The 24,118-nt window shown below is 71.2% G+C and carries 22 protein-coding genes; 4 read left to right on the top strand and 18 right to left on the bottom strand.

Annotated features, from left to right (window positions below; all coding sequences use genetic code 11):
• Nucleotides 1–20 precede the first annotated feature (20 nt).
• On the top strand, nucleotides 21–881 hold the full coding sequence (locus tag AB5T46_RS07525; protein ID WP_370563270.1) for a pirin family protein: 861 nt from the start codon (nucleotides 21–23) through the stop codon (nucleotides 879–881).
• A gap of 117 nt (nucleotides 882–998) precedes the next feature.
• On the opposite strand, the gene aqpZ is transcribed toward AB5T46_RS07525, so the two are convergent.
• The 8 genes from aqpZ to AB5T46_RS07485 all read right to left on the bottom strand — a co-directional run bounded on the left by aqpZ (nucleotide 999) and on the right by AB5T46_RS07485 (nucleotide 10,651).
• Nucleotides 999–1,754: an aquaporin Z gene (gene aqpZ / locus AB5T46_RS07520; protein WP_370563269.1), complete on the bottom strand. Its 756-nt coding sequence runs from the start codon at nucleotides 1,752–1,754 to the stop codon at nucleotides 999–1,001.
• A 206-nt stretch (nucleotides 1,755–1,960) separates the two neighbouring features.
• Nucleotides 1,961–2,422: a hypothetical protein gene (locus AB5T46_RS07515; protein ID WP_370563268.1), complete on the bottom strand. Its 462-nt coding sequence runs from the start codon at nucleotides 2,420–2,422 to the stop codon at nucleotides 1,961–1,963.
• Between the two features lie 104 nt (nucleotides 2,423–2,526).
• The gene (locus AB5T46_RS07510) at nucleotides 2,527–3,393 is read right to left on the bottom strand and encodes a pirin family protein (RefSeq protein WP_370563420.1); all 867 of its coding nucleotides are present in this window, start codon (nucleotides 3,391–3,393) and stop codon (nucleotides 2,527–2,529) included.
• A 128-nt stretch (nucleotides 3,394–3,521) separates the two neighbouring features.
• The gene (gene nfi / locus AB5T46_RS07505) at nucleotides 3,522–4,229 is read right to left on the bottom strand and encodes a deoxyribonuclease V (protein ID WP_370563419.1); all 708 of its coding nucleotides are present in this window, start codon (nucleotides 4,227–4,229) and stop codon (nucleotides 3,522–3,524) included.
• Nucleotides 4,226–4,756, bottom strand: coding sequence for a SixA phosphatase family protein (locus tag AB5T46_RS07500; protein ID WP_370563267.1), 531 nt, complete (start codon nucleotides 4,754–4,756; stop codon nucleotides 4,226–4,228). Before AB5T46_RS07500 ends, nfi begins: the two co-directional genes overlap by 4 nt.
• A gap of 353 nt (nucleotides 4,757–5,109) precedes the next feature.
• Nucleotides 5,110–8,289 carry a transcription-repair coupling factor gene (mfd, locus tag AB5T46_RS07495; protein WP_370563418.1) on the bottom strand — a complete coding sequence of 1,060 codons (3,180 nt, stop codon included), beginning with the start codon at nucleotides 8,287–8,289 and terminating at the stop codon, nucleotides 5,110–5,112.
• Between the two features lie 608 nt (nucleotides 8,290–8,897).
• A complete protein-coding gene (locus AB5T46_RS07490) occupies nucleotides 8,898–9,431 on the bottom strand; it encodes a GNAT family N-acetyltransferase (RefSeq protein WP_370563266.1) in 534 nt (177 codons plus the stop codon).
• Nucleotides 9,432–9,793: 362 nt separating this feature from the next.
• Nucleotides 9,794–10,651 carry a 23S rRNA (adenine(2030)-N(6))-methyltransferase RlmJ gene (locus AB5T46_RS07485; protein ID WP_370563265.1) on the bottom strand — a complete coding sequence of 286 codons (858 nt, stop codon included), beginning with the start codon at nucleotides 10,649–10,651 and terminating at the stop codon, nucleotides 9,794–9,796.
• A 766-nt stretch (nucleotides 10,652–11,417) separates the two neighbouring features.
• On the opposite strand from AB5T46_RS07485, the gene creB reads away from it, so the two are divergent.
• The 3 genes from creB (at nucleotide 11,418) to creD (ending at nucleotide 15,223) form a co-directional block, all read left to right on the top strand.
• Nucleotides 11,418–12,098: a two-component system response regulator CreB gene (gene creB / locus AB5T46_RS07480; RefSeq protein WP_370563264.1), complete on the top strand. Its 681-nt coding sequence runs from the start codon at nucleotides 11,418–11,420 to the stop codon at nucleotides 12,096–12,098.
• Nucleotides 12,099–12,101: 3 nt separating this feature from the next.
• On the top strand, nucleotides 12,102–13,526 hold the full coding sequence (gene creC, locus AB5T46_RS07475; RefSeq protein WP_370563263.1) for a two-component system sensor histidine kinase CreC: 1,425 nt from the start codon (nucleotides 12,102–12,104) through the stop codon (nucleotides 13,524–13,526).
• 335 nt (nucleotides 13,527–13,861) lie between these two features.
• Nucleotides 13,862–15,223, top strand: coding sequence for a cell envelope integrity protein CreD (creD, locus tag AB5T46_RS07470; RefSeq protein WP_370563262.1), 1,362 nt, complete (start codon nucleotides 13,862–13,864; stop codon nucleotides 15,221–15,223).
• A 51-nt stretch (nucleotides 15,224–15,274) separates the two neighbouring features.
• On the opposite strand, the gene AB5T46_RS07465 is transcribed toward creD, so the two are convergent.
• The 10 genes from AB5T46_RS07465 to AB5T46_RS07420 all read right to left on the bottom strand — a co-directional run bounded on the left by AB5T46_RS07465 (nucleotide 15,275) and on the right by AB5T46_RS07420 (nucleotide 23,909).
• Nucleotides 15,275–15,826, bottom strand: a complete 552-nt coding sequence (locus AB5T46_RS07465; protein WP_370563261.1) for a phosphatase PAP2 family protein — start codon at nucleotides 15,824–15,826, stop codon at nucleotides 15,275–15,277.
• Nucleotides 15,804–16,946 (bottom strand): glycosyltransferase family 4 protein, encoded by a 1,143-nt coding sequence (locus tag AB5T46_RS07460; RefSeq protein ID WP_370563260.1) that lies wholly within the window; start codon nucleotides 16,944–16,946, stop codon nucleotides 15,804–15,806. The genes AB5T46_RS07465 and AB5T46_RS07460 overlap by 23 nt, the downstream gene beginning before the upstream one ends.
• Before the next feature lie 228 nt (nucleotides 16,947–17,174).
• Nucleotides 17,175–18,392, bottom strand: a complete 1,218-nt coding sequence (locus AB5T46_RS07455; RefSeq protein ID WP_370563259.1) for an OprO/OprP family phosphate-selective porin — start codon at nucleotides 18,390–18,392, stop codon at nucleotides 17,175–17,177.
• 357 nt (nucleotides 18,393–18,749) lie between these two features.
• Nucleotides 18,750–19,466, bottom strand: coding sequence for a type II secretion system protein N (gene gspN / locus AB5T46_RS07450; protein ID WP_370563258.1), 717 nt, complete (start codon nucleotides 19,464–19,466; stop codon nucleotides 18,750–18,752).
• Entirely contained in the window at nucleotides 19,463–19,960 is a 498-nt protein-coding gene (gene gspM / locus AB5T46_RS07445) for a type II secretion system protein GspM (RefSeq protein ID WP_370563257.1), read from the bottom strand. The genes gspN and gspM overlap by 4 nt, the downstream gene beginning before the upstream one ends.
• Nucleotides 19,957–21,084 carry a type II secretion system protein GspL gene (gene gspL, locus AB5T46_RS07440; protein ID WP_370563256.1) on the bottom strand — a complete coding sequence of 376 codons (1,128 nt, stop codon included), beginning with the start codon at nucleotides 21,082–21,084 and terminating at the stop codon, nucleotides 19,957–19,959. The genes gspM and gspL overlap by 4 nt, the downstream gene beginning before the upstream one ends.
• Nucleotides 21,081–22,055, bottom strand: coding sequence for a type II secretion system minor pseudopilin GspK (gspK, locus tag AB5T46_RS07435; protein WP_370563255.1), 975 nt, complete (start codon nucleotides 22,053–22,055; stop codon nucleotides 21,081–21,083). The genes gspL and gspK overlap by 4 nt, the downstream gene beginning before the upstream one ends.
• On the bottom strand, nucleotides 22,052–22,648 hold the full coding sequence (gspJ, locus tag AB5T46_RS07430; protein WP_370563254.1) for a type II secretion system minor pseudopilin GspJ: 597 nt from the start codon (nucleotides 22,646–22,648) through the stop codon (nucleotides 22,052–22,054). The genes gspK and gspJ overlap by 4 nt, the downstream gene beginning before the upstream one ends.
• 131 nt (nucleotides 22,649–22,779) lie before the next feature.
• Complete coding sequence (gspI, locus tag AB5T46_RS07425) at nucleotides 22,780–23,406, bottom strand: type II secretion system minor pseudopilin GspI (protein ID WP_370563253.1); 627 nt, start codon at nucleotides 23,404–23,406, stop codon at nucleotides 22,780–22,782.
• On the bottom strand, nucleotides 23,406–23,909 hold the full coding sequence (locus AB5T46_RS07420; RefSeq protein WP_370563252.1) for a GspH/FimT family pseudopilin: 504 nt from the start codon (nucleotides 23,907–23,909) through the stop codon (nucleotides 23,406–23,408). The genes gspI and AB5T46_RS07420 overlap by 1 nt, the downstream gene beginning before the upstream one ends.
• Nucleotides 23,910–24,118 lie beyond the last annotated feature (209 nt).

Here is a 24,118-nt window from a genome sequence, read left to right as displayed (position 1 = left end):
TCTTCGACACAGGAGCCGCCATGAGCGCCACCGCCCCGATCCGCCATGCCCGCATCGCCCGCAAGATCCGCGGCAGCGCGGCGTCCGACGGCGCCGGCGTCAAGCTCACCCGGGTCATCGGTGCCGCCGAGCTGCCGGACCTCGATCCGTTCCTGCTGCTCGACGAGTTCGGCACCGACCGCGCCGAGGACTACATCGCCGGTTTCCCGGACCATCCGCACCGCGGCTTCGAGACCGTCACCTACATGCTCGACGGTCGCATGCGCCATCGCGACAACCACGGCAACGAGGGCCTGCTGGTACCCGGCAGCGTGCAGTGGATGACCGCCGGCCGCGGGCTGGTGCATTCGGAGATGCCGGAGCAGCAGGCCGGCCGCATGCGCGGCTTCCAGCTGTGGGTCAACCTGCCGGCGAAGGACAAGATGTCGGACCCCCGCTACCAGGAGTTCGGGCCGGAGCGGATCCCGGTGGTCGCGCCCGCCGCGGGCGTGGAGGTGAAGGTGATCGCCGGCCGCGTCGGCGAGGTATCCGGCCCGATCGCGCAACCGGCGACCGATCCGGTCTACCTCGATGTCGCGCTCGCGCCGGGGGCCGGTTGGCGCCATCGCCTGCCCGAGGGCCACAACGCCTTCGTCTATGCCTTCGAAGGCGCGCTGACGATCGGCGAGGGCGAGGATGCGCGCGCGTTGGAAGCCCGGGAACTGGCGGTGCTCGGCGGCGGCGAGGCGCTGGCGCTGCAGGCCGGCGATGCCGGTGCGCGGCTGATCCTGGTCGCCGGACGGCCGTTGCGCGAGCCGGTGGTGCGCCACGGCCCGTTCGTGATGAACACCCGGCAGGAGATCATGCAGGCCTTCGTGGACTTCCAGGAAGGCCGCTTTTGAGGAGCAGAAACGAGTAAAGAGGAGTGAGAAACGAGAGAGGGCAGCCCACAACCCGCGATGCCGCCGTTCCCGCTCTACCGCTCTCTCTCGTTTCTCACTCCTCTCCACTCACTCCTGCTACACGGTCGTGGCTTCCGCTGCGGCTTGCGGCTGCAGGTCGGGCTTTTCGCTGCCCAGCCACCTGTAGGCGATGCCGCCGATCACGCCGCCGAGGATCGGCGCCAGCCAGAACAGCCACAGCTGTCCGAGTGCCCCGGAGCCGGCGAACAGCGCCACGCCGGTCGAGCGCGCCGGATTGACCGAGGTATTGGTCACCGGAATGCTGATCAGGTGGATCAGGGTCAGCGCCAGGCCGATCGCGATCGGCGCGAACGCCGCCGGCGCCAGCTTGTGCGTCGCGCCCATGATGACGACGACGAACATCGCGGTCAGCACGACCTCGGTCAGGAACGCGGCCGCGGCGCCGTAGCCGCCGGGCGACCGGGCGTCGAAGCCGTTGCTGGCGAACGCGCCGGGCGCGGCGGGATCGATCGCGAACCCCGCGGTGCCGCTGGCGATCAGGAACAGGATCCAGCCGGCGAAGACCGCGCCGGCCACCTGGGCGGCGACGTAGGGCAGCAGATCCTTGGCCGCGAAGCGCCCGCCGGCCCACAGGCCGAAGCTCACCGCAGGGTTGAAGTGGCCGCCGGAGATGTGGCCGAACGCGTAGGCGCCGGTGAGCACGGTCAGGCCGAACGCCAGCGACACGCCGAGCAGGCCGATCCCGAGCGGATTGCCGTCGCCGCCGAAATTCGCCGCCAGCACCGCGCTGCCGCAACCGCCGAGCACCAGCCAGAACGTGCCGAGGAACTCGGCCGCAAGACGCTTGATCATCACACTTCCCCCAAGGAATGCAGCCGGGACGGCCGCTGCAAACGCTAGATCAAGACCGTGATCCTGGTGTTCTGATTTCGTTAATGCACGTTCGTTGCCGATACGGCAGAGGGGAGGCGGTGCCACGTCTCGATCCCGACTCCCGAGCCGGCGCCTGCCGGTTCGATCGGCAGGCCGCGAACGACGGATGTGGCGAAGCCGGACGCTCAGTTGCTGCTGAAGCGCGTGTCCTCGAAGCGCAGCTCTTCCACCATGCGCATGCTCTGCTGCATCTCCTGCGCGCTGTCGGCGTGCAGCCAGATGTGGACCACGCGGTCCTTGTCCAGTTCGAGCAGGGTCTCGCGCACCAGCTTGTCCGGATCGGTCGCGACCTCGCCGCTGTACCAGCGGATGTCCTGGCCGTTGATCACCCCGCGCTCCTCGCGGTTGGCGCGGCGTGGCTGGAACGGCGAATCGGCGGCGAGATAGAGCCCGAAGACCTCGCGGCCGTCCCCGGACACCGCGCGGCAGATGACGAAGGCCTCGCTGCTGCGCTCGGTCCAGGTCAGTCCCGAGTCGCCCGGCAGCCGTGGACAGGCTTCCGCGACCTGCGCCCGGGCCGGTGCCGCGGCCGCAATCAGCAATCCCAGCGCGGCCAGTGGCGCCAGGTATCGGATCGTGAACTTCATGAAAACTTCCCCTTTGAGTCCGGACGCGGTGTGATCCACCGCAAAAATGTGGCCTCCCGGGTCCCGACGATAGTCGGGCATCGAAGGTTGAATTGTGATGTATATCACTTTTCCGGCAAGGGAATGAACTCCTCCTCGTCGCCGGGAATGCGCCCGAACCGGCCCTGGCGCCAGTCTTCCTTGGCCTGTTCGATGCGTTCGCGCGAGGACGAGACGAAGTTCCACCACACGCGGCGATCGCCGTCCAGCGGTTCGCCGCCGAACAGCATCGCCTTGAGCGGGGTCGTGGCGCGCAGCGTGGCCGGAGCGCCGGGGTCGAGCACCACCAGGTGGCGGGCCGGGATGTCGGCGCCGTCGAGCTGGGCATCGCCCTCGAGGACGTACAGCGCGCGTTCGCGGTGGCCGGCGTCGATGCGGGTTTCGGCGTCGGGCGCCAGATCGATGGCGACGTTGAGGATCTCGCTGAAGGAGCGCACCGGCGATTCCTCGCCGTAGGCACGCCCGGCGATCACCCGCAGCAGTGCCCCGCCGTGCTGCAGCTGCGGCAGCGTGGCCGCCGCGTGGTGGTGGAACGCCGGCGCGGTTTCCTCGTGCGCCTTCGGCAGGCCGACCCAGGTCTGCATGCCGTGCGCCGGATGCGCGTCCGCGCGCACCTGCGACGGCGAACGCTCGGAATGGGCGATGCCGCGCCCGGCCGTCATCCAGTTGACGTCGCCCGGTTCGATGTCCTGGATCGAACCGAGGCTGTCGCGGTGGCGGATCGTGCCGGCCCAGAGGAAGGTCACCGTCGCCAGGCCGATGTGCGGGTGCGGGCGCACGTCGATGCCGGTGCCGGGCTCGAACACCGCCGGGCCCATGTGGTCGACGAACACGAACGGGCCGATGCTGCGCGCCTGCAGCGTCGGAACGGCGCGGCGCACGATGAAGCCGCCGCCGAGGTCGTGTTCGCGCGGGGCGATGATCCGGGTCATGGGCCAGCTCTCGCGATCGGGTGCGTGCAGCATGGCACGGACCGCGGCATGCAGCAGGCGACTGCGCGGAACGGAGCGTGCGATTCTTTCCCAGTGTCGAGTGAAAGCAATGTCGCAAGCCCACGTGCTCAGCCGTCGGTATCGAATCCCGGCAACGGCAGTGCGCCGCGCCGCGACGCCAGCCGGTCGGCCAGCCGCGTCGGCTCCGGCAACCGGTAGCGGGTGGTATAGCGCAGCACCAGGCGGGTGGCGGCATCGATCGAGACCTCGTGCCCGGGCGAGACGATCAGCGGATTGCAGCGCGGCTTGCTGCGCAGGGCATCGCCGACGCGCTCGTCGCCCAGGAGCAACGGCGTGCGGTCGCCGCGTTCCGGGCCCGGTGGATCGAAGCGCACCGCCAGCGGCTTCTTCGCCACGCCGATGCTGGGCAGCCCGGTGACCACGCCGAAGTGCGCCGCGATGCCCAGCCGGCGCGGATGGGCGATGCCCTGGCCGTCCACCAGCACCAGGTCGGGCCGTTCGTCGAGCAGCTCCAGCGCGGCCAGCAGCGCCGGCAGCTCGCGAAAGCTCAGCAGGCCCGGCACGTAGGGCATGGAGGTCGGCACCCGTGCGACGTGCGCCGCGCGCGGCTGCAGCGTGTCGGCGTCCAGCAGCACCACCGCCGCACGGGTGGTGCCGCCCGCATCCTCGAAGCCGACGTCGAATCCCGCCAGCGTGCGCGGCGGATCGCGGAACCCGTCGCGCAGCGACACCTGCCGTGCCAGTTCCACCTGCAGCGCACGCGCGCCGGCGATGCTGCCGTCCCAGTCGCCGAAGACCGCGCCGGCCACGCTCAGAACTGCCGGTGATCCAGCGTCGACGCGCCGTCGGCGGCGATCCGCACTTCGAACAGATCGCCGTAGTCTTCTTCGCTCAGCGGCGCCATCGGGCAGGCGCACAGCGCGGACACGATGCCCGGCACGGTGTTGCTGTGGCCCACCACGACGACGGTGGCGCCGGCATGGCGCGTGTGCAGCACGGTGGCGAGCGCCGACGGCGGTTGCGCGGGGTCGTAGTCGCGGACCTCGATCCGGTGCCGGCGCGCGATCGGCTGCGCGGTCTGCCGCGCACGCCGGGTGGGCGTGGCATAGACGGCGCTCACCGGCATCTCGGCCAGCAGTTCCGCCAAAGCGTCCGCGCGGCGCAGGCCGGACGCATCCAGGACCGGATCGTCCGTATCCCCGACGGCCTTTTCCGCATGGCGCACCACCAGGAAGGCGGTCTGTGGCGGGTCCGGCGGGGCGACCGCCGCGGACGGCGTTCGCGCCGGATGCGCGGCGCAACCGGCCAGCATCAGCGACAGCAGCAGGATCATCGGACGCATCGGAGACTCCGTTGACGGATGTTCGCCATCATCCGCGTCCTCCGTGGAGGAGGGAAGGGGCTGGATCATCACCCGCGTGCGCGGCAACGACAACAGTGCCATCGGTACGGTTATTTCTATGGGTTCGATGTCCGCCTCGAAATCGGCGCTGCGAACCGCTGTTCGTAGGAGCGCGCCATGCGCGCGATGCCGGCGATGTGTCTGGTCTCGGCCATCCGCGGCTCCGCCGCAAGCCGGAAGGCGCGTCGGTGGGCGGAATCGCGTGGCGGCGAAATGCCCGCGGCATCGCGCGCATGGCGCGCTCCTACGGGAGCAGGCACCGGTGCCTGACGGCTTCTTCGATCCAGATTGCCTCAGCCGGCCGGCGCCAGCGCGATCAACAGACCGCGCGCGGCCTTGAGGCGGGATTCGGCGTCGGGCAGGTCGAGGGTGATGCGCAGCTTGTCGGGGCCGTCCATGCGGTAGTGCTTCGGCTGGCCCTGGATCAGGCGGATCACTGCCATCGGATCGACGCGCGGCTTGTCGATGAACTGCACGCGGCCGCCGGCGGGGCCGAGGTCGAGCTTGCGCAGGCCGAGCGCGGTCGCCTGCAGCTTGAGGTCGGCGATCGCGAACAGGTGCTTGGCCGGGTCCGGCAGCAAACCGAAACGGTCGATCATCTCCACCTGCAGTTCGCGCAGCTCGTCGCCGTCGCGCGCGCCGCTGATGCGCTTGTACAGCGTCAGGCGGGTGTGCACGTCGGGCAGGTAGTCCTCCGGGATCAGGGCCGGCACGTGCAGCTCGACCTCGGCGCCGCGATCGGGCGCTTCGTCGGCATCCGGCAGCTTGCCCTGGCGGATGCTGCGCACCGCGCGTTCCAGCAGCTCGGTGTACAGGCTGAAGCCGATCTCGGCCATCTGCCCGCTCTGGTCCTCGCCGAGCAGCTCGCCGGCGCCGCGGATTTCCAGGTCATGGGTGGCCAGGGTGAAGCCGGCGCCGAGTTCGTCCATCGCCGCGATCGCGTCCAGGCGCTTGCGCGCGTCGGCGGTGATCGAGCGCTTGTCCGGGATCACCAGGTAGGCGTAGGCGCGGTGGTGCGAGCGGCCGACGCGGCCGCGCAGCTGGTGCAGCTGCGCGAGGCCGAAACGATCGGCACGGTTGATGACGATGGTGTTGGCGTTGGGGATGTCGATGCCCGACTCGATGATGGTCGTGCACAGCAGCGTGTTGAAGCGCTGCTTGTGGAAATCGAGCATCACTTTTTCCAGCTCGCGTTCGGGCATCTGGCCGTGGGCGATGCCGATCCGCGCCTCCGGCACCAGCTCCTGCAGTTCGCGCTGCATGCGGCCGATGCTCTCGACGTCGTTGTGCAGGAAGTACACCTGGCCGCCGCGCGTGAGTTCGCGCTGGAACGCCTCGCGCAGCAGCGCGCCGTCCCAGGTATTGACGAAGGTCTGCACCGCCAGCCGGTGCGCCGGCGGGGTGGCGATGATCGACAGGTCGCGCATGCCGGCCATGGCCATGTTGAGCGTGCGCGGGATCGGGGTGGCGGTGAGCGTGAGCAGGTGCACGTTGGCGCGCAGCGCCTTCAGCGCCTCCTTCTGGCGCACGCCGAAGCGCTGCTCCTCGTCGACGATCACCAGGCCCAGGTCCTTGAAGTTCACGTCCTTCTGCAGCAGCCGATGGGTGCCGACGATGACGTCGAGCGTGCCGTCGGCGATCTTGCCGATCTCGGCCTTGATCTCCTTGGCGGTCTTGAAGCGCGACAGCACCTCGATGCGGATCGGCCAGTCGGCGAAGCGGTCGGCCATGGTGCGGTAGTGCTGCTCGGCCAGCAGCGTGGTCGGCACCAGCACCGCCACCTGCTTGCCGGCGGCGGCGGCGACGAAGGCGGCGCGTACCGCGACCTCGGTCTTGCCGAAGCCGACGTCGCCGCAGACCACGCGGTCCATCGGCTGGCTGGAGCCGATGTCGCGGATCACCGCCTCGATCGCGGCGTGCTGGTCCGGGGTTTCCTCGAACGGGAACGCTGCGGCGAACGGCTCGTACATCGTGCGGTCGACGTCCAGCGCCAGGCCGGCGCGGGCCTGGCGCTTGGCGTGGATCTCCAGCAGTTCGGCGGCGACGTCGCGGACCTTTTCGGCGGCCTTGCGCTTGGCCTTGGTCCAGGCCTCGCCGCCGAGCGAGTGCAGCGGCGCGGTCTCCGGCGAGGCGCCGGAGTAGCGGTTGATCAGGTGCAGCTGCGCGACCGGCACGTACAGGCGGTCGCCCTTGGCGTATTCGATCTCCAGGTATTCGCCGGGTGTGCCGCCGGCTTCCAGCACCACGAGCCCGCGATAACGGCCGACGCCGTGGTCCTCGTGCACGATCGGCGCGCCCTCGGCCAGCTCGCCCAGGTCGCGGACGATCGCCTCCGGCTCGCGCCCGGCGCGCCGCGCGCGCCGCGGCTGGGTGGCGCGCTCGGGAAACAGTTGGCGCTCGGTGAGGATGGTGACCTGCGGCGTGTCGAGCGCGAAGCCGTTCTCCAGCGGCGCGACGGCGATGGCGAAGCGTGCAGAGCTACCGGCGCTTTCGCCGGGATGACGGTTCGCGGACTGCGGGTGGGAACGGTCGTCCTGCTGCCGTCCGTCTCCATGCACGATCGGAAGGAATGCCGCGAAATCCGCCAGCACCGTTGGCGCCAGGCTGGCCGGCTGCAGCAGCTCCAGCAGGGCCTCGCGACGGCCGGCGCTGTCGGCGGCGATCAGCACGCGGCCGGGATAGCTGGCGAGGAACGACTTCAGCGCGGCGGCGGGTTCGGCGTCGCGGGCGGTGAGCGGCAGGTCGGGCGCGGGCTGGTCGCCGAGTACGAGCGCCTGTGCGTGCTGGGCATGGTCGGGGCCGGCGACCTCGATCCGATCTCCGCGGTTGAGCCGCTCGCGCAGCGCGTCCGGCGACAGCCAGAGCTCCGCCGGCGGCAGCAGCGGGCGTTCGATGTCGTGGCGCCGCTGTTCGTAGCGCTCGCCGATCTGCGACCAGAAGTGTCCGGCCGCTTCCAGCGATCCCGACTCGATCACCGGGATCGTGCCCTCGGCCAGGTAGTCGAACAGGACGGCGGTGCTCGCCTGGTCCTGATTCGTGTCCAGCAGGCGTTCGCGCGGCGCCTCGAAGAACAGCGGCAGGTAGTACTCGACGCCGGCCGGCGCCAGCCCCGACTTGAGGTCCTGGAACAGCGAGCTGCGGCGCTGGTCGATGTCGAAGCGCTCGCCGAGCGCGTCCATCGCGCGCTCGCGCGCGGCCTCGTCCAGCGGCAGCTCGCGCCCGGGCAGCATGCGGATCGCCTCGACCTTGTCGAGCGAGCGCTGCGACTCCGGCTCGAAGCTGCGGATCGATTCGATGTCCTGGTCGAACAGCTCGATCCGGTAGGGCGCGTCGGCGCCCATCGGGTAGACATCGAGCAGGCCGCCGCGCACCGCGAAGTCGCCGGGGTCGAGCACCTGCGGCACGTGTCGGTAGCCGGCCGAGTCCAGGCGCCGCTTCTCCGCGTCCAGGTCCAGCCGCTGGCCGACGCGCATGTCGAAGGTCTGGCCGATCACGTAGCTTCGCGGCGCGACGCGCTGCATCAGTGTCTGCACCGGCACCACCACGATGCCGCGCTCCAGCGCCGGCAGTCTGTACAGTGCGGCCAGGCGCTGCGAGACGATGTCCGGATGCGGGCTGAACTGGTCGTAGGGCAGGGTTTCCCAGTCCGGGAACGGCAATACCGGCAGGTCCGCGGCGCCGCCGCCGAGGGTGCGCAGGTCGGCCTCGATCTGGTGCGCGTGCTGGTTGTCGCGGGCGACCACCAGCAGCGGGCGTTCGTGCGCGCGGGCGGCGCGCAGGATGGACCAGGCCAGCGCCGAGGGAGACGCCGGCGCGCGCCACCAGGCGCGCTGCTGGCCGCGACGGGGCAGCGGAGGTGCGGGAAGGGTGCGGGAGGTCATCGAGCCGCGCATTGTAAACCCGCGCATGCCGGGCGCGTCCTGTCCGCAGGGCCGGCGGGTGCCGGGTGCGGGTTTCGCGGGCGGCACGCGGCCGCGTCAGGATGGAGGCGAGAGCCGGCCCTTCGGCAAATCTAAGGACAGGCAGGCCTTGCGGCGAGACGGGTGATCCGAACGGCCCGGGTATCGGGCGCGTGGCGCTCCTACAAATCCAGGACGACGCGGACCAGGCCGGGGGTGTCGGTGGACTCGCGCCGGAAGCCGAGTGATTTCGACAGTGACAGCATCGGCTGGTTCTGTTCCAGCACGTCGCCGTACAGGCAATCGAGCTTCTTGCCCTTGGACCAGCGCACCAGCCGCAGCATCAACTGCCGGCCGACGCCCATGCCGGCGATGTAGTGACTCACCAGGATGGCGAATTCCGCGTTACGCGTATCCGGCACGATCGATACCCGGGCCACGCCGCCGACCATGGCCTCGCCCGGCGGCAGCGGCTCGGCCGCCACCAGCGCGAACTCGGTCTTCGGGTCGGGGTGCGTCAGCCGTTCCGCCATTTCCGGCGTCAGCTCCTTGACCGAGTAGAGGAAGCGCTGCCGGACCTCATCCGGCTTGAGCAGGCTGAAACCCGCGCGCAGGGGCACGGCGTCGTCGGGCCTGATCGGCCGGATCAGGAGCTCGCGACCATTGGCGAGCCGGATCTGATCGTGCCACGGGGGAAGGCGGTTGCGAACGGCCATGTTTCCGATGCTGCCACGGGGAAAGTGAAGCTGTCCTCTACAACATGAACATGTGCACGCGACGTGGACATGATGAGACGGCGCCGTGGCGTCGGCAGCGGCCTGGCTTCGGGGCTTGGCGCCGTGCCGATGTCCCGGAGACAAGGGCTGCGATGGGCGGCAACGCTGCCTTGTGGGAGTGGCGGCGGCATGCCGCCGCCGGGAAGTCGCGTCGGGCGCGGGAAATGGTGGTTTTTGGGGCTCTTGGAGTGTGCGGCGTCGCGACTCCCCGGCGACGGCATGCCGCCGCCACTCCCACAATCCCCGTTCGCAAATCCCATTCCCACAGGGCCATGGCTTCCGCAGGGCGGACCTGGCCATGGTCAAGGCGGCGTGCGCAGCCATTCCAGCCGGGAATCCGCGCCGGGCTCGCCCAGCAGCGCGCGCATTTCCCGCAGCGCTGGGGTCAATGCCGCATCCAGTCGCCAGGGTGGATTGAGCAGCAGCAGGCCGCTGCCGTTCATGCGCAGCGGCGAGTCGTCCGCGCGCATCAGCAATTCGCACAGCAGCGCCGATTTCGCCGGCAGCGCCGTGGCGGCGCGATAGAACGGCTGCAGTGCGCGGCGTTGCCTGACCGGGTACCACAGCGCGTACGTCGCCTGCGGCCAGCGCCGGAGGCCCTCGCGCAGGGCGGCCAGTGCCGGCTTGAACTCGTCGAGTTGCTGCTCGTACGGCGGATCGATCAGCACCAGTCCGCGCGCGAAGCGGGTCTTGCCGACCCGCGGCGGCAGCAACGCGCCCAGCGCGGCGTAGCCGTCGCGGGCGTGCACCGCGACGCGCGGCTCCTCGCGGAACGCGGACCGGAGCGCATCGGCCTCTTCCGCCTGCAGCTCGCAGCAGGCGATGCGGTCCTGCGCGCGCAGCGCATGGGCGAGCATCCAGGGCGAGCCGGGGTAGGCCGCCGCACCGTGTGCGTCGCGGCAGGCGCGCACCGCGTCGAGATAACGGGCGAGCGCCGGATCGCGGACGTCGGTTGCCTGCAGGCGCGCCACGCCCCCGGCCGCCTCGCCGGTGCGTTGCGCCTGGGCATCGTCCAGCCGATACAGGCCACGCCCGGCGTGGGTATCGAGCGCGAAACAGGGTGCCGGCTTGGCGGCCAGCGCATCGCACAGCGCGAGCAGCGTGACGTGCTTGAGCACGTCGGCATGATTGCCGGCGTGGAAGGCGTGGCGGTAGTTCATTGGGGGATGGTAGCCGGGCGTCGGGCTGCGAGCAGGAATAACGAACGGTCAAGGTCGTCATCTCGGTGGCTTTCAACAGCCGAATGGCTGGTGCGCGGGGCGTGAGCCGCGCCGCGGGAATTGCTCCGCCCGCGCCAGGCAGATCTTTCCGCCGCGACGAAGTAGCCCCGTCGCCACGGGGTAGCGCCAATGAATAGCTATGTCACGCTGCTCCTGACCGAAATGCCTGCCTTCGGTCTGCCTCGTCGAGGCGTGAGCCGCACCGCGGGGATTGCTCCGCCCTTCGGTCCGGCCATCCATGGCCGGACTCAGGGCCGCTGCACATCCCTGTGCAGCTCTCCGCAATCCCCACGGCGCGTCTCCCGCTGCATCCCTCGTCGACTTCGGTAGGAGGGCCCTCCGGGCATCCGAAAGCGAATCACCGGTGCGGCGTCCGGGCCGGGGTATGCGGAGAGCCGGCCATGGGTGAGCACGGGCCGCTTGCGCGGCACTGCCGCGCGGCCTGTGCGAACGCCCGGCGCGCTGCGCCGGGCCGGACCGGGCGGCGAAGCCGCACGGGCCTGCGGCGGCGAGTCCGCCATGGATGGCGGACCGAGCCGGGGAGCATGCCCCGGCCCGGGCGCCGCTGGCTCCGAAGCCGGTGAATCCAAGCCTTCTGTCTGGCGCGGCTCGACCAGCCATTCGGCCGTTGAAAGCCGGATGACGGTAAAGCGGCTACTCTTTTCTCTGATTCCCGATTCTCGATTCCCGATTCCCGATTCCTGCCATGCCCCACATCCTGCTCGTCGAGGACGAGCCCGCCATCGCCGACACCGTCGCCTACGCGCTGCGCGCGGAAGGCTTCGAATTGGAGCATCGCTTGCTCGGCGGCGATGCGTTGCGGCGGATGCGGGCCGGAGGCATTGATCTGGTGGTGCTCGACGTCGGCCTGCCCGACACGAGCGGCTTCGACGTCTGCCGTGAGTTGCGCGGCTTCAGCGCGGTACCGGTACTGTTCCTGACCGCCCGCGGCGACGAGATCGATCGCGTGCTGGGCCTGGAGATCGGCGGCGACGACTACCTGACCAAGCCGTTCTCGCCGCGCGAACTGGTGGCGCGGGTGCGGGCGCGGCTGCGCCGGCATGCCGCGGCGGACGTGCAGCCGCAGTCGGCGGGCCGTTTCGAGGTGGATCGCGAGGCCAGGCGGGTGCGCTTCGATGGCCGCACGCTGGCGCTGACCCGCTACGAATATGCGCTGCTGGCGGAACTGCTGCGCCGACCCGGCGCCATCCTCAGCCGCGCGCAGCTGCTCGATCGCGTCTGGAACGATGCCGACGACAGCGGCGAACGCACCGTCGACACCCACGTCAAGACCCTGCGCGCCAAGCTGCGCGAAGTGGATCCGGGTGCCGACCCGCTGCGGACCCATCGCGGGCTCGGCTACTCGGTCGAGATTGATAGGTCCTAGGCGATGCGGATCGGCCTGCGCATCCTGCTGGGCTACTTCGCCATCGTCGCGCTGGCGGCATTGCTGCTGGCGCAGGTGTTCGTGCGCGAGGTCAAGCCCGGCGTGCGGCAGGCGATGGAGGACACCCTGGTCGACACCGCCAATGTGCTGGCGGAGCTGGCGGCCGACGACCTGATCGCCGGCCGCATCGCCGACGGCCGCTTCGCGCAGCGGGTGCGGGCGCTGCGCGAGCGCGACATCGGCGCGGAGATCTGGGGATTTCGCAAGCGCGAGGCGGCGTATCGCATCTACGTCACCGACGCCGACGGCGTCGTCGCGTTCGATTCCGAGGGCCGCGACGTCGGGCGCGACTATTCGCGCTGGAACGACGTGTACCTGACCCTGCGCGGACAGTACGGCGCGCGCTCGACGCGCGAGGATCCGGACGACGACAGCAGTTCGGTGATGCACGTGGCGGCGCCGGTGATGGATGGCACGCGCATCGCCGGCGTGCTCACGGTGGCCAAGCCCAACCGGGCGATCGCGCCGTTCATCGCCCGCAGCGAGGCGACGGTGATGCGCTGGGGACTGGTGCTGATGGGCGCGGCGCTGTTGATCGGCCTGCTGGCAGCATGGTGGCTCTCGCGCCAGCTCGGCGGATTGCGCCGCTATGCCGAGGCGGTCACCGCGGGCGAGCGCGCGCAGCTGCCGGCATCGGCCGGCGAGTTCGCGATCCTCGGCCGCGCGCTGGAGACCATGCGCGAGCGTCTCGAGGGCAGGCGCCATCTCGAGCGCTACGTGCACGGACTCACCCACGAGCTCAAGAGCCCGCTGGCGGCGGTGCGTGGCGCCGCCGAGCTGTTGGAAGGGCCCTTGCCGGAGGCCGAGCGCGCCCGCTTCGCCGCCAGCGTGCGCGAACAGAGCGAACGCATGGCGCAGATGATCGACAAGCTGCTGGCGCTGGTGGCGGTGGAGCACCGGCAGGCGATCGAGCGGCCGGAGCCGGTCGACCTCGTCGCGCTGCTGGGCGACGCCTGGGCGCAGGTGGAGACGCGGGCATTGCGCAAGGGGTTGCGGCTGCAACGCGATGTGGGCGAGGGCGGCAGCGTCTCCGGCGATCCGTTCCTGCTGCGGCAGCTGCTGGTCAACCTGCTCGACAACGCCATCGATTTCGCGCCGTCCGGCAGTGCGATCGAGGCGTCGCTGCGACGCGTGGAGCGGAGCGTGCGCATCGACATCGCCGATCGCGGCCCCGGCGTGCCGGACTATGCGCGCGACCGCGTGTTCGAACGCTTCTATTCGCTGCCGCGCCCGGACGGTGGCAGCCGCAGCAGCGGCATCGGCCTGGCCTTCGTCGCCGAGGTGGCGCAGTTGCACGGCGGCAGCGCGCGCCTGGACGACCGCGCCGGCGGCGGCGCCGTGGCATCGGTGACTCTGCCGCTGCCGTAGGAGCGCGCCATGCGCGCGATGCCGCGCCAGGCAGTCCTTTCCGCTACGACGAAGCAAACCCCGTCGCCACGGGCGGTGTCAGTGAATAGCCCGTACCTCAAGCCAAGGAAGATGAGGTGTTGGTCCATCGTGATGGGCTTGGCTATTGATTGACACCGCCCGTGGCGACGGGGCTTGTCTCACCGCAACGGAGAAGACTGCCTGGCGCGGCATCGCGCGCATGGCGCGCTCCTACGAAAGGGGCGGACGCCGACTTCACCTTCGCTTCATCTTGGCTCCCTCGTGTCTTCCCGCGGCCATCGGATGCTGTCCGCGGTTCCCGAGCGGAGACGCGCATGAAACTCGCATTGAAGATCCTGATGATGCTGGCGATGACGCTGGCGATCCTGGTGCCGCTGATGATGATCCGCGGCGTGATCCACGACCGCCAGGTGTACCGCGCGCAGGCGGTGGAACGGGTGGCGCGCAGCTACGCCGGCGCGCAGGGCATCGCCGGCCCGGTGCTGGTGGTGCCGTACGTCGAGACCGTCGAAGTGGAGGAGAAGGACGCCCAGGGCGTGACCCGCAAGGTGCTGCGCGAGCGCGACGGCCGCTGGACGTTCTTCCCCGAGGTGCTCGATGTCGACGGGCGGATCGAGCCGTCCACCCGTCGGGTCGGCCTGCACGAGGTGCGGGTCTACGAACTGGCCGCGCAGATGTCGGCGACGTTCGCGGCGCGGATTCCCGCCGACGCCGATCCGCAGCATCCGCGCCGGATCGGGCGGCCGTGGCTGGGTGTGGGAATCGGCGACGTGCGCGGCCTGGCGGGCGCGCCGCGCCTGCGCGTGGACGGTGTGGAAGTGCCGCTGCAGGAGGGCCTTGGCAGCCGCGGCGGTTCCGGCGTGCACGCGCGCCTGGCGGCGCCACGTGCCGGGCAGCGGCTTGCACTGGAAACGCGCCTGGACTTCGCGCTCGGCGGGACCGAGTCGCTGGCGCTGGCGCCGCTGGGAACGCGCAACCGCGTGGTGCTGGAGTCGTCATGGCCGCACCCGCAGTTCAACGGCGCCTTCCCGCCGCGGGTGCCCACGCCGGACGACAGCGGATTCCGCGCCGAATGGTCGGTGTCGTCGTTGGCCAGCAACGCCCAGGCGCAGTACCTGGCCGGGGCGACGTTGCCGCGACCGGAATCGTCGCAGTCGCCCGCATCGGGCGGCGAGGCCGGGCTCGACGCGATCGGCGTCTCGCTGGTCGATCCGGTCAATCCCTACAGCCAGGCCGATCGCGCCAGCAAGTACGGGCTGCTGTTCGTCCTGCTGACCTTCGTCGGCTTCTTCATGTTCGAGCTGATCAAGCAGCTGCGCATCCACCCGATCCAGTACGGGCTGGTGGGGCTGGCGCTGGCGATCTTCTTCCTGCTGCTGGTGAGCCTGTCCGAGCACATCGCCTTCGGCCTGGCCTACCTGGCGGCGGGCACTGCCTGCATCGGCCTGCTCGGCTACTACCTGGCGTACGTGCTGCGCAGCCGAATGCGTGGTGCCGGTTTCGCGGTGATGCTGGCGACGCTGTACGCGGCGTTGTACGGCCTGCTGATCTCGGAGGACAACGCGCTGGTGCTCGGCGCCGGGCTGCTGTTCGCGGTCCTGGCGGCGATCATGGTCATCACACGGAAGGTGGACTGGTACGAGGTGGCCGCGACGGGAGCGATGCAGCGCCGGTAAACGGCTCGTGGTGACGGATCCCGGCGCAGGCCGGGATCCGGGCGCCAAACGTCACGTGACGACGAAAACGCCCGCGCCGGCCCACAGCGACAGCCCCGCCAGCGCCGCTCCGATGCCGGTGGCCGCCAGCACGTCGCTGGGATAGTGCAGGCCCAGGACCACGCGCGATACGGCGACGCTGATCGCGAACGGCGCCAGCAGCCAGGCCAGCGCCGGGTAGTACGCGACGGCGACCAGGGTGAAGGACACCGCATGCAGCGTATGTCCGGACGGGAAACTGAACTCGTCCAGCGGCGCCACCCAGGCGCGGATGCGCACGTCCGAGGCGAACGGCCGCGGCCGCCGGGTCCAGCGCTTGAGGCCCTTGTACATCAGCAGCGCCACCACGCCGGTGGCGGCCATGTGCGCCGATGCGGTCAGGCCGCGGACGCCGTCGGTCAGTACCAGCGCCGCCATCAGCAGGTACCAGAACACGCCGTCGCCGAGGCGGCTGACGACCGAGAAATACCCGCGAATCCAGTGGCGGGCGCCGATGCGGTTGGCGCGCAGGCACCAACCGCAGTCGCTTGCGGCAAGCCGGTTACGCAGCAGGTGCGGTTGCATGGCGATCTCCCGAGTCGGCCAGTCCGGACAGCAAGGTGTCGAAGTCCTCGGCGACCTGCGCGGGGCTGAACCGCAGGGTCGCGCGCCGTGCGGCGGTAGCCATCGACCGGCGCATGGCGTCGTCGGTGGCGATGCGCACCGCGGCCTCGACGAACGTGGCGTCGTCGCCGACCGCGGCGCCGTGCTCGCCGTCGCGCAGGTGTTCGCGGGCCGCGCCATAGTCGAAGGCGACGGCGGGCACGCCGCTGGCCATCGCTTCCAGCGTCACGTTGCCGAAGGTCTCCGAGCGGCTGGGGAACAGGAACAGGTCGCCGCTGGCGAAATGGCGGGCGAGCGCCTCGCCACGCTGTACGCCGCAGAACACGAAGTCGGGATTGTCGCGGGCCAGCGATTCGCGCATCGGGCCGTCGCCGACCCAGACGAACCGTGCCTGCGGCCGCTGCGCCTGCAGCGCCCGGAAGGCCCGCACCGCCAGCGCGAGGTTCTTCTCGGCGGCGATGCGGCCGACATGGATCGCGGCGATGTCGCTATCGCCGAGGCCCCATTGCGCACGCAGGGCAGGATCGCGTCTGGCCGGGTCGAACCTGCCGGTGTCGACCGCCCGCGCCAGCCGCAGCACACGCAGGAATCCGGTGCCGCGCAGGAATCCGGCCAGTTCCGTCGTCGGCACCAGGGTCGCGTCGGCGCGGTTGTGGAAATGCCGCATCCAGCGCATCGCGGTGGATTCGAGCCAGGCCAGGCCGTAGTCGCGCATGTAGGCGTCGAAGCGGGTGTGGAACCCGGTGGCGACCGGGATCGACAGCCGGCGCGCGGCGCGCACCGCCGACCAGCCCAGCGGGCCTTCGGTGGCGACGTAGATCGCGTCCGGCATGTTGGCCCGCCAGCGGCGCAGCAGCCGGCGCGTGGCCGGCAGGCCGAACTTCAGCCCCGGATAGCGCGGCAGCCCGGCACCGTGCACCAGCAGTTCGCGGGCGTTCGGCTGCTGACCGTCGTGCTGCCGTGGCCGCACCAGGTCGACCGCGTGGCCACGGGCCAACAAGCCCTGCTCCAGCCCGTGCACGGTCAGGGCGACACCGTTGACCTCGGGCGGCCAAGTTTCGGTGACGATTGCGTAGCGCATGCGCGTCTCCGGTTTCGCAGAGCCTGCAGGCCGGTCGTGTAGCCGGTGTTGCAGAGCGATGACCGTGGCGTGACGCGGCGTGAGGACACGTGCATTGGCAGGCTGGACTGCCGGAATTTCCCGGTGGCCAACCGCGTAGAGCCGAGCTTGCTCGGCTGCGTAGGCGCCGGCGCCGGCACCGAAAGCAGCGGAGCAAGCTCCGCTCTACGGCGGAAGATCGGGTGGCGGTTACCAGTGCAGCTGCACTCGCGCTTCGACGATGCTCGGGTCGTCGTCGACGAACGCGCCTGCGGCGCTGCTGTAGCGGGTGCTGGAGACGTCGACGTAGTTCAACGCCAGCTTGACGTGGTCGCGCCAGTACCAGTTCACGCCCACGGTCCAGGCGTCCATCTCGCCGCCGAGCACGCCTTCGGCCACCGGCACCTCGCCGGGAGCGGGGGCGGACAGCCGGCCGTCGTCGAGGTCGACCCGGTCGTAGCGCAGGCCGACCTGCCACAGGCCGCGGTTGCCGCCGTCCGCCTTCGGCGTGGTCGGCACGCCGCCCTTGTAGCCCCAGGTCTCGCCGGCGACGTTCCACAGTCCGGAGACGTACCAGCCGTTACCGCTGAAGTCGCCGGACGCCTGCGCTGCGGTGCCGATGCGATCGATCCCGGCGCGCATGTATTCGCCCTGCAGCTTGACCGGGCCGTTGACCCACATCGCCTCGACGCCGAGGGTGGACTGGCGGTCGGCATCGAGCAGCGTGCCGGTGTCGATCAGGCGCACGCCGGCGAGGTCGGCGTTGGGTCGGGTGCGCAGCCGCGCGCTGTCGTCCGGCGTATCGAAATCGACGTAGGACAAGCCCAGGTGCACGATGCGCCCGTCGTCGTTGAGCGGCGCCCAGGTGCCGCGCACGCCGTAGCCGTTGCCTTCGGCCAGGCCGCTGGTCAGCTCGCGCCCGAACCAGCTGGCGGTCGCGGTCCAGTCGCCGCCGGCGATGCCGTAGGCGGCGCCGAGGCGGCGCGAGACGCCGAAGGTGTTGGTGGTCATCGCCTTGGCGATGAAATCGTTGTTCTTGGTCGAGCTCAGCTCTTCCAGGCTGTTGGGCTGCTTGTACTGGCCGACCTGCAGGAACTGCGCGCGGTCGGCGCCGAAGCGCAGGCGGCCGTTGACGTCGAGCCATTTGTCGGCCTTGGCGTCGTAGCCGACCACCCAGTCGAAGCCGCCCGGGCCCTTGCCCTTGAGCACCAGTTCGGCGCGGCGCATTTCCTGGTCGCTGTCGCGGCCGTCGCCGGGATCGCCGTCGAGGTCGGCGACGTCGCTGTCGTAGTGATCGTAATCGGCCTGTAGCAGGCCTTCGAAGCTGACGCTGGTTCCGCCGAAGTCGCCGATCTCGAACTCGGCATGGGCGGCGGGAGCGGCGAGCGCGGCCAGCAAGGCCAGCGGCAGGGTGCGCGGGAGGGACATGGCGGGTCTTCGCGAGAGGGGACGAGCGAAGCCTAGGCCGTGCAATTGACACTAATGTGACAAGAAACCGTCATATGTGTCAGATTGGCGACTTTCCAGTGACGGTTAGTTTTCATTCACGTGTCACCGAGCGGGTCCGCCTCGTAGGAGCGCGCCATGCGCGCGATACCGCGGGCGCTTCCGGTGTCGACCATCGACGGCTCCGGCGCGGGCCGGAAGGCGCGTCGGTGTCCGGAGTCCCGCGGCGGCGAAGCGCCCGCGGTATCGCGCGCATGGCGCGCTCCTACGAAGATCGCCGGGGATATTTCACCACCATCTGGCGCCTCGATGCCCCGGCGAGGGGGCGAGTCCATGCCGTTACGGGAGGGTGCCGCCGTCGATCCGGCTCCAGCCGGCCGGTCCGGGTCGGAAGCCGGCGAGTTCGAGGGCGGCGGCTTCGCGCGCATCGTCGACGCCGGTCACCACCGACCGCAGCCGCCAGGCGCCGTCGGGTTCGATGCGGGCATCGACCCGGAGCCCGGCGAACGGGCCCGATGCGGCGCCGGACGGCGTCCAGGCCACCGTCGCCGCGCGGCCGTCGCAGGCCACGGCGCCGTCGAGCACCGCGAGCGGCTCGCCGCCGCCGGCGGGATGCAGTTCGAGGCCGATCCGGCCCGCGGCGCTTCGGCAAGCGTCCCCGGCGAACACCAGGCTCGCATCGTCGGCGTCGAGTGCCAGCGCCAGGCCGGGTGCGAGGTCGAGATCGTCGAGGACCAGCGTGCCGCTCGCGTCGCGGACGCCGCGCCGCGCGCCCTGCAGCAGCGAGGCCCGCAGCGTGGCGCCGCGCAACACCAGTTCGCGGGTGCCGGTGAGCAGTGGCCACGGCGACAGCCGGACATCGACATCGCCGAGCGCGCGGCCGTGCAGGCGCGCATCGTGCAACCGGCCGCGCCACAGCGAACCCGATGCCGCCGCGGCGCCGAGGCCGGCCCGCTCCAGGTCCACCACGCCCAGCGCCAGCCGCAGCGGCAGCAGCAGGGCCAGCAACGGCGGTAGCGCCAGCGCGAACAGCCAGATCAGGCCGCGCGCGCTCATGGCGGTGGCGGTACGAAGCGCAGTTCGGCGCGCAGCCGACCGTCGCGCTTGTCGACCTGCAGGGCGAGTGGGGCGATGCCGTGCTCGCGCCGCAGGGCGTCGATCCAGCCGAACAGTGCCGGCGCGTCGACCGCGTCGATGGCGATCACCAGCACGCCGTCGCCGCCATCATCCTGCCGGCTGATGGCGACGCCGGCGGCGCCGGCGCTGTCGATGATCGTGGTGGCGAAGGCGTCGCCGGTCGGTGATGGCGGCAGCCGCGCGGTGGAGGCCTCGATGCGCGCCAGCGCCCGTTCGATTTCCCGGGCTGCGGCAACGGCATCGGCATGGCGCGCACGCGCGTCGTCGCGCGCCTGGCGCAGCGGCGCGATCACGCCGTACCACAGCACGAACGCGGCCAGCGCCGCCAGCATCACGGCGACCATCCGCCGTTCCCGCGGCTCGCGCGCCTGCCACCAGTCGGCGAGGCGGGTGGTATCGAACGGACGGGTCATGGCGCCGGCTCCGGCAGGATGTCGAGTTCGCTGTGGAGGCGGCCGTCGGCGCGGCGGGTGCCGGCCGGTTGCAGCGCCAGGCCGGCGCCGGCGAGTGCGTCGCGCAACACATCGAGTTCGTCCGCCTGCGCATGCGACAGCGTCGCGCGCAGTGCGCCGTCCTCGCCATAGGACAGCCGTTCCAGCCGCGCGCCCTCGATCCGCGGCACCGCCGCGAACAGCGCCGAGGCCGCATGGGCGAAGCCGTCGCGCGCCTGCGCCTGCCGCAGGGCCGCCCGTGCGGCCGCCAGTGGCGGTTGCGTCGGTGCGCGGCCTGGCAGTGCGGCGTCGACCTTTGCCGCGGCCTGGGCTTCCAGCGCGCGTGCGGCCAGCGTGTAGCGCAGCGCCTCGGCGCCCCACAGCAGCAGCGGCGAGAGCGCCAGCACCGCGGCGAGTACCGCGGCGCGGCGCCAGGCACGCGCGCCGCGGGGTTGCGCCGGCGTGCGCGCGAAGTCGTACTGCAGCAGGTCGATCGCCGGTTGCCGGGCGCCGGAGGCAAGCAGGGCTTCGGCCTGCGGGACCGTCTCGATGACCTGCTGCGGCCGTCCTTCGAGGACCAGCGCGGCGAGCGCCGCCTCGCTGCGGAACGCCAGCCGCGGCCCGCGCACGATGCGCTCGTCGCCGTCGGCGACCACCACGACGCCGTCGTCTTCCGGCGCCGGCAGCGCGAGATGGTCGGGGACCAGCGCGTCCACGGTGATGCCCAGCGCCGCGGCGCGTTCCAGCCAGTGCGTCATCAACGCGCGTTCGACCGCCACCACCGGCCGCGGCGCGTCGTCGCCGACGGCCGCCGCGATGGCGATGTGCAGCGTCTCGCCGCTGCCCGCCAGGCGCTCGGCGACCAGCGCGCGCGCGGCGGCGAGCGCCTGCACCGGGTTGCGCGCGGGCAGTTCCAGCCACAGCGCCGGCGCCTGCGTGCCGGGCACCACCAGCACGGTTTGCGCCTGCGCGGCCGCGGCCGGTTGGGCTGCGGTGTCACCGGCGCGCAGGCGTTCGCGCGCCAGCACGCGCCCGTCTTCGCCGACGCTCAGGCGCAGCGCCGGCGTGTCCGGATCCTGTGGCAGCAGCACGATGTACGTGATCATTCCTCGGCACTCCATCTGCGGGCGAGCAGCCGCGGCGGGCCGCTGCCGTCGTGTTCGAACAGGGCGCTCAGCACCACCTGCGCCGGGCCGACCTCGACCTCGGCGTGCAGGCGGAAGTAGCGCGTGTACACCTGGACCTGATTGACGTCGGTGCTCGGCGGCAATGCCGCGCCGAGGGTGGCCAAGAACGTACCGACCTCGCGCCAGCCATCGGCCGGGCGCGCGGCGATCACCCGTCGCGCCCGGGCGTCGTCGAGCGCGCCTCCGGTGAGCATGCGCAGGATTGCGGCGTCCTCCTCGCGCAGCGTGTTGACGTTGACCGGCGACAGGTCGACGGTTGGCAAGGCGCACACGTGCGGCCGCAGGCGCGCGTAGACCTCGGCGGTGTAGCCGTGGATCGCGCGCAGCTCGCTGGTCTCCGCCAGCAGGGTGCCGGCGGTGCGATAGCCGTCGCGGCCGCGCGCATAGGCCTCGTCCTCGTGCCCCAGGCCCTCGCGTTGCTGGTCGCTGTCGATCCAGTCGACGAGGCTGTCGGCGAGCGCGCCGCCTTGATGCTCGGAGAAGCCGAGCGCCTGCAACAGTGCGACGTACTGGGCCACGCCTATCTCGTGCTGGAAGAAAGTATCGGCGCCGCCCTGGACCACGCTGTTGAGGTTGAAGCAGGCGGTGGCATCGGACAGGCGCGCGCTGATCGCGCCCGATTCCACCGGGAACACGAACGCGCGGCCGTTCCAGTCGCCCTCGGACGTGGTGCGCCCCGGATCGCGGGCGGCCAGCCGCTCGATCTGCGCCAGCGCCAGCGCCTCGGCGCCCAGCGCGTGCCACTGCGCCTGCGCCACCGACTGCGCGTTGCCGGCGCGGCGCAGGCCGAAGCGGATGTCGTCGAGCACGCCCATCACCAGCACCGCCATCACCGCCACCAGCAGCAGCACGGTGAGCAGGGCGATGCCGCGCTGGCGCCGGCGGCTCACAGCGGCTGCCCCGGCATCAGGAACAATTGCCGCACGTCGCCGAGGCCGTCGATCCGCAGGTCCAACTGCAGCGCCTCGGGCACGCGGTCGGCGCCGCCGGGCCAGCCGTCCATCCATTCGCCCTGGTAGCGGTAGTGCGCGCGTGCCGTGCGCACGCCCCGCAGCAGCACCTGCGGCGTGCCGAGCACGGCGCCGTCGAGCGCCGGACGCGTGCCGCGTTCCAGGCGGTCGTCGACCAGCCGATATTCGACGTACTGCAGCGACGCCCGCGGCGCCTGCTCGGGATTGCTCCAGCCGCGCCGGGTCAGCGCGAACAGCAGGCCGGGCGCGGCATCGGCGGAACCGGTGAAGGCCTGCACAGCCGGATGGCCGGCGGCGTTGCGCGTGCGCCGCGGCGCGGCCTGCGACAGGTCGGCGCGCAGCACCGCGCGGGCGCGCTGGAACTCGCCGATCCGCTGCATCCGCTCGCGCAGCACGCCCTGGTTGTCGGCGGCATAGGCCAGTACCGTGACCCCGGCCGCGGACAGCAGCGCGAATACCGCCAGCGCGACCAGCATCTCGACCAGCGTGAAGCCGCGCCCCCGCGAACCCATCGTTCCGACACAAATGGGGCCGCGCCCCTGCGAACCCGCCATTCCGACACCAATGGGGCCGTCGCCACGGCTTACACCAATGAATCGCCCGCGAAAGCCGCGTTTAAACCCGCACGAATCCAGCCCCGCCATTACTGCACGCTCCGAAACAGCGTAGTCTCGGCGGCGATGCGGTCGCTGCCGGCCGCCGTCACCGTCACCTCCACGCGCACGATCGCCGCGTCGTCGGTGGCGTTGACCGTGCGCGTCCAGTGCCACTCGCGATCGCCTAGGCGTTCGCTGCCATCGGTCATCCGCGCCAGCGCCTGCAGCGGTTCGGTCGCCGCCTCGACCGCGCGGTTCTCCGCGACCACGCCGGCCAGCACCCGCTCCTCGACGATCGCCGTGGTGCGGGTGTTCTCGCCGGACAGGTTCAGCAGCGCGATCACCACCAGTCCGAATACGGCCAGCGCGACCAGCATCTCCAGCAGCGAGAAGCCGCGCTGCCGCGAGTCCACCGCCTTGATGCCAATGATGCCGTCGCCACGGCTTACACCAATGAATCGCCCGCGAGAACCGCTTTCCGCCTCCCGCGAACCCACCATCGCGGCACCAATGAGGCCGCGCTGCCGCGAACCTACCGCCTTGACACCAATGATGCCGTCGCCGCGCCCCCACGACCCTATCGCCCGGACGCTAATGAGGCCGTCGCCACGGCTGACGACGGTAAATGGCCCGCAAAAATCGCTTCTCGACGCCCGCGAATCGAGCCCCAGCATCACTGCGCACCCCGAAACAGCCCGTTCTCCGCGGCGACGCGATCGCTGCCGCCCGGCGTCACCGCGACCTCCACGCCGCCGGTCGCGTCGACCGTCACTCCCGCGCGGCGGCCGTCCTGCAGCAGCACGATCTCGACGGGCTCGGCGGTGCCGATCGGATCGAAGCGGAACTCGATCGCCTCCTGTCCGCGCGGCAGCTCCGGGGCCACGCCGTCCGACCATGTCGCCGGCCGGAACGGCGCGTCGGCCAGCGGCTGCCAGCCGTCGAAGCGCTGGACCGAGAAGGCGTAGCCCCGCGTATCGGCGCGTACCCGGACCGCGCGCGTGCCCAGGATCGCTTCCTGCTGCGCACGCAGCAGGCGCGCGGCGAGCGCATCGGCATCGGCGGCCAGCGCGCTGCCACGCGCGGGCGCGGTCAGCACCACCGCGGCGCCGAGCAGGCCGACGATCGCCAGCACCACCATCAGTTCGACCAGGGTGAAGCCGCGCCCCCGCGACCCCATCGCCCGGGCACCAATGAGGCCGTCGCCACGGCTAGCGACAGTGAATCGCCCGGCGACACTGCTTTGCGGCCCCAGCATCACTGCGCGCTCCGGAACACGTGATCTCGGCGGCGATGCGATCGCTGCCGGCAGCTATCACCGTGACTCCCACACGCACGATAACGATGTCGTCGGATACTCATTGCGATCCCGCTCGCTGCAGCTCAGCG

The sequence above is a fragment of the Luteimonas salinilitoris genome (assembly GCF_041300785.1).
Taxonomy (GTDB): Bacteria; Pseudomonadota; Gammaproteobacteria; order Xanthomonadales; family Xanthomonadaceae; genus Luteimonas; species Luteimonas salinilitoris.
The sequence above is the reverse complement of the archived record's forward strand: the minus strand, read 5'-3'. Positions and strand labels throughout refer to the sequence as shown.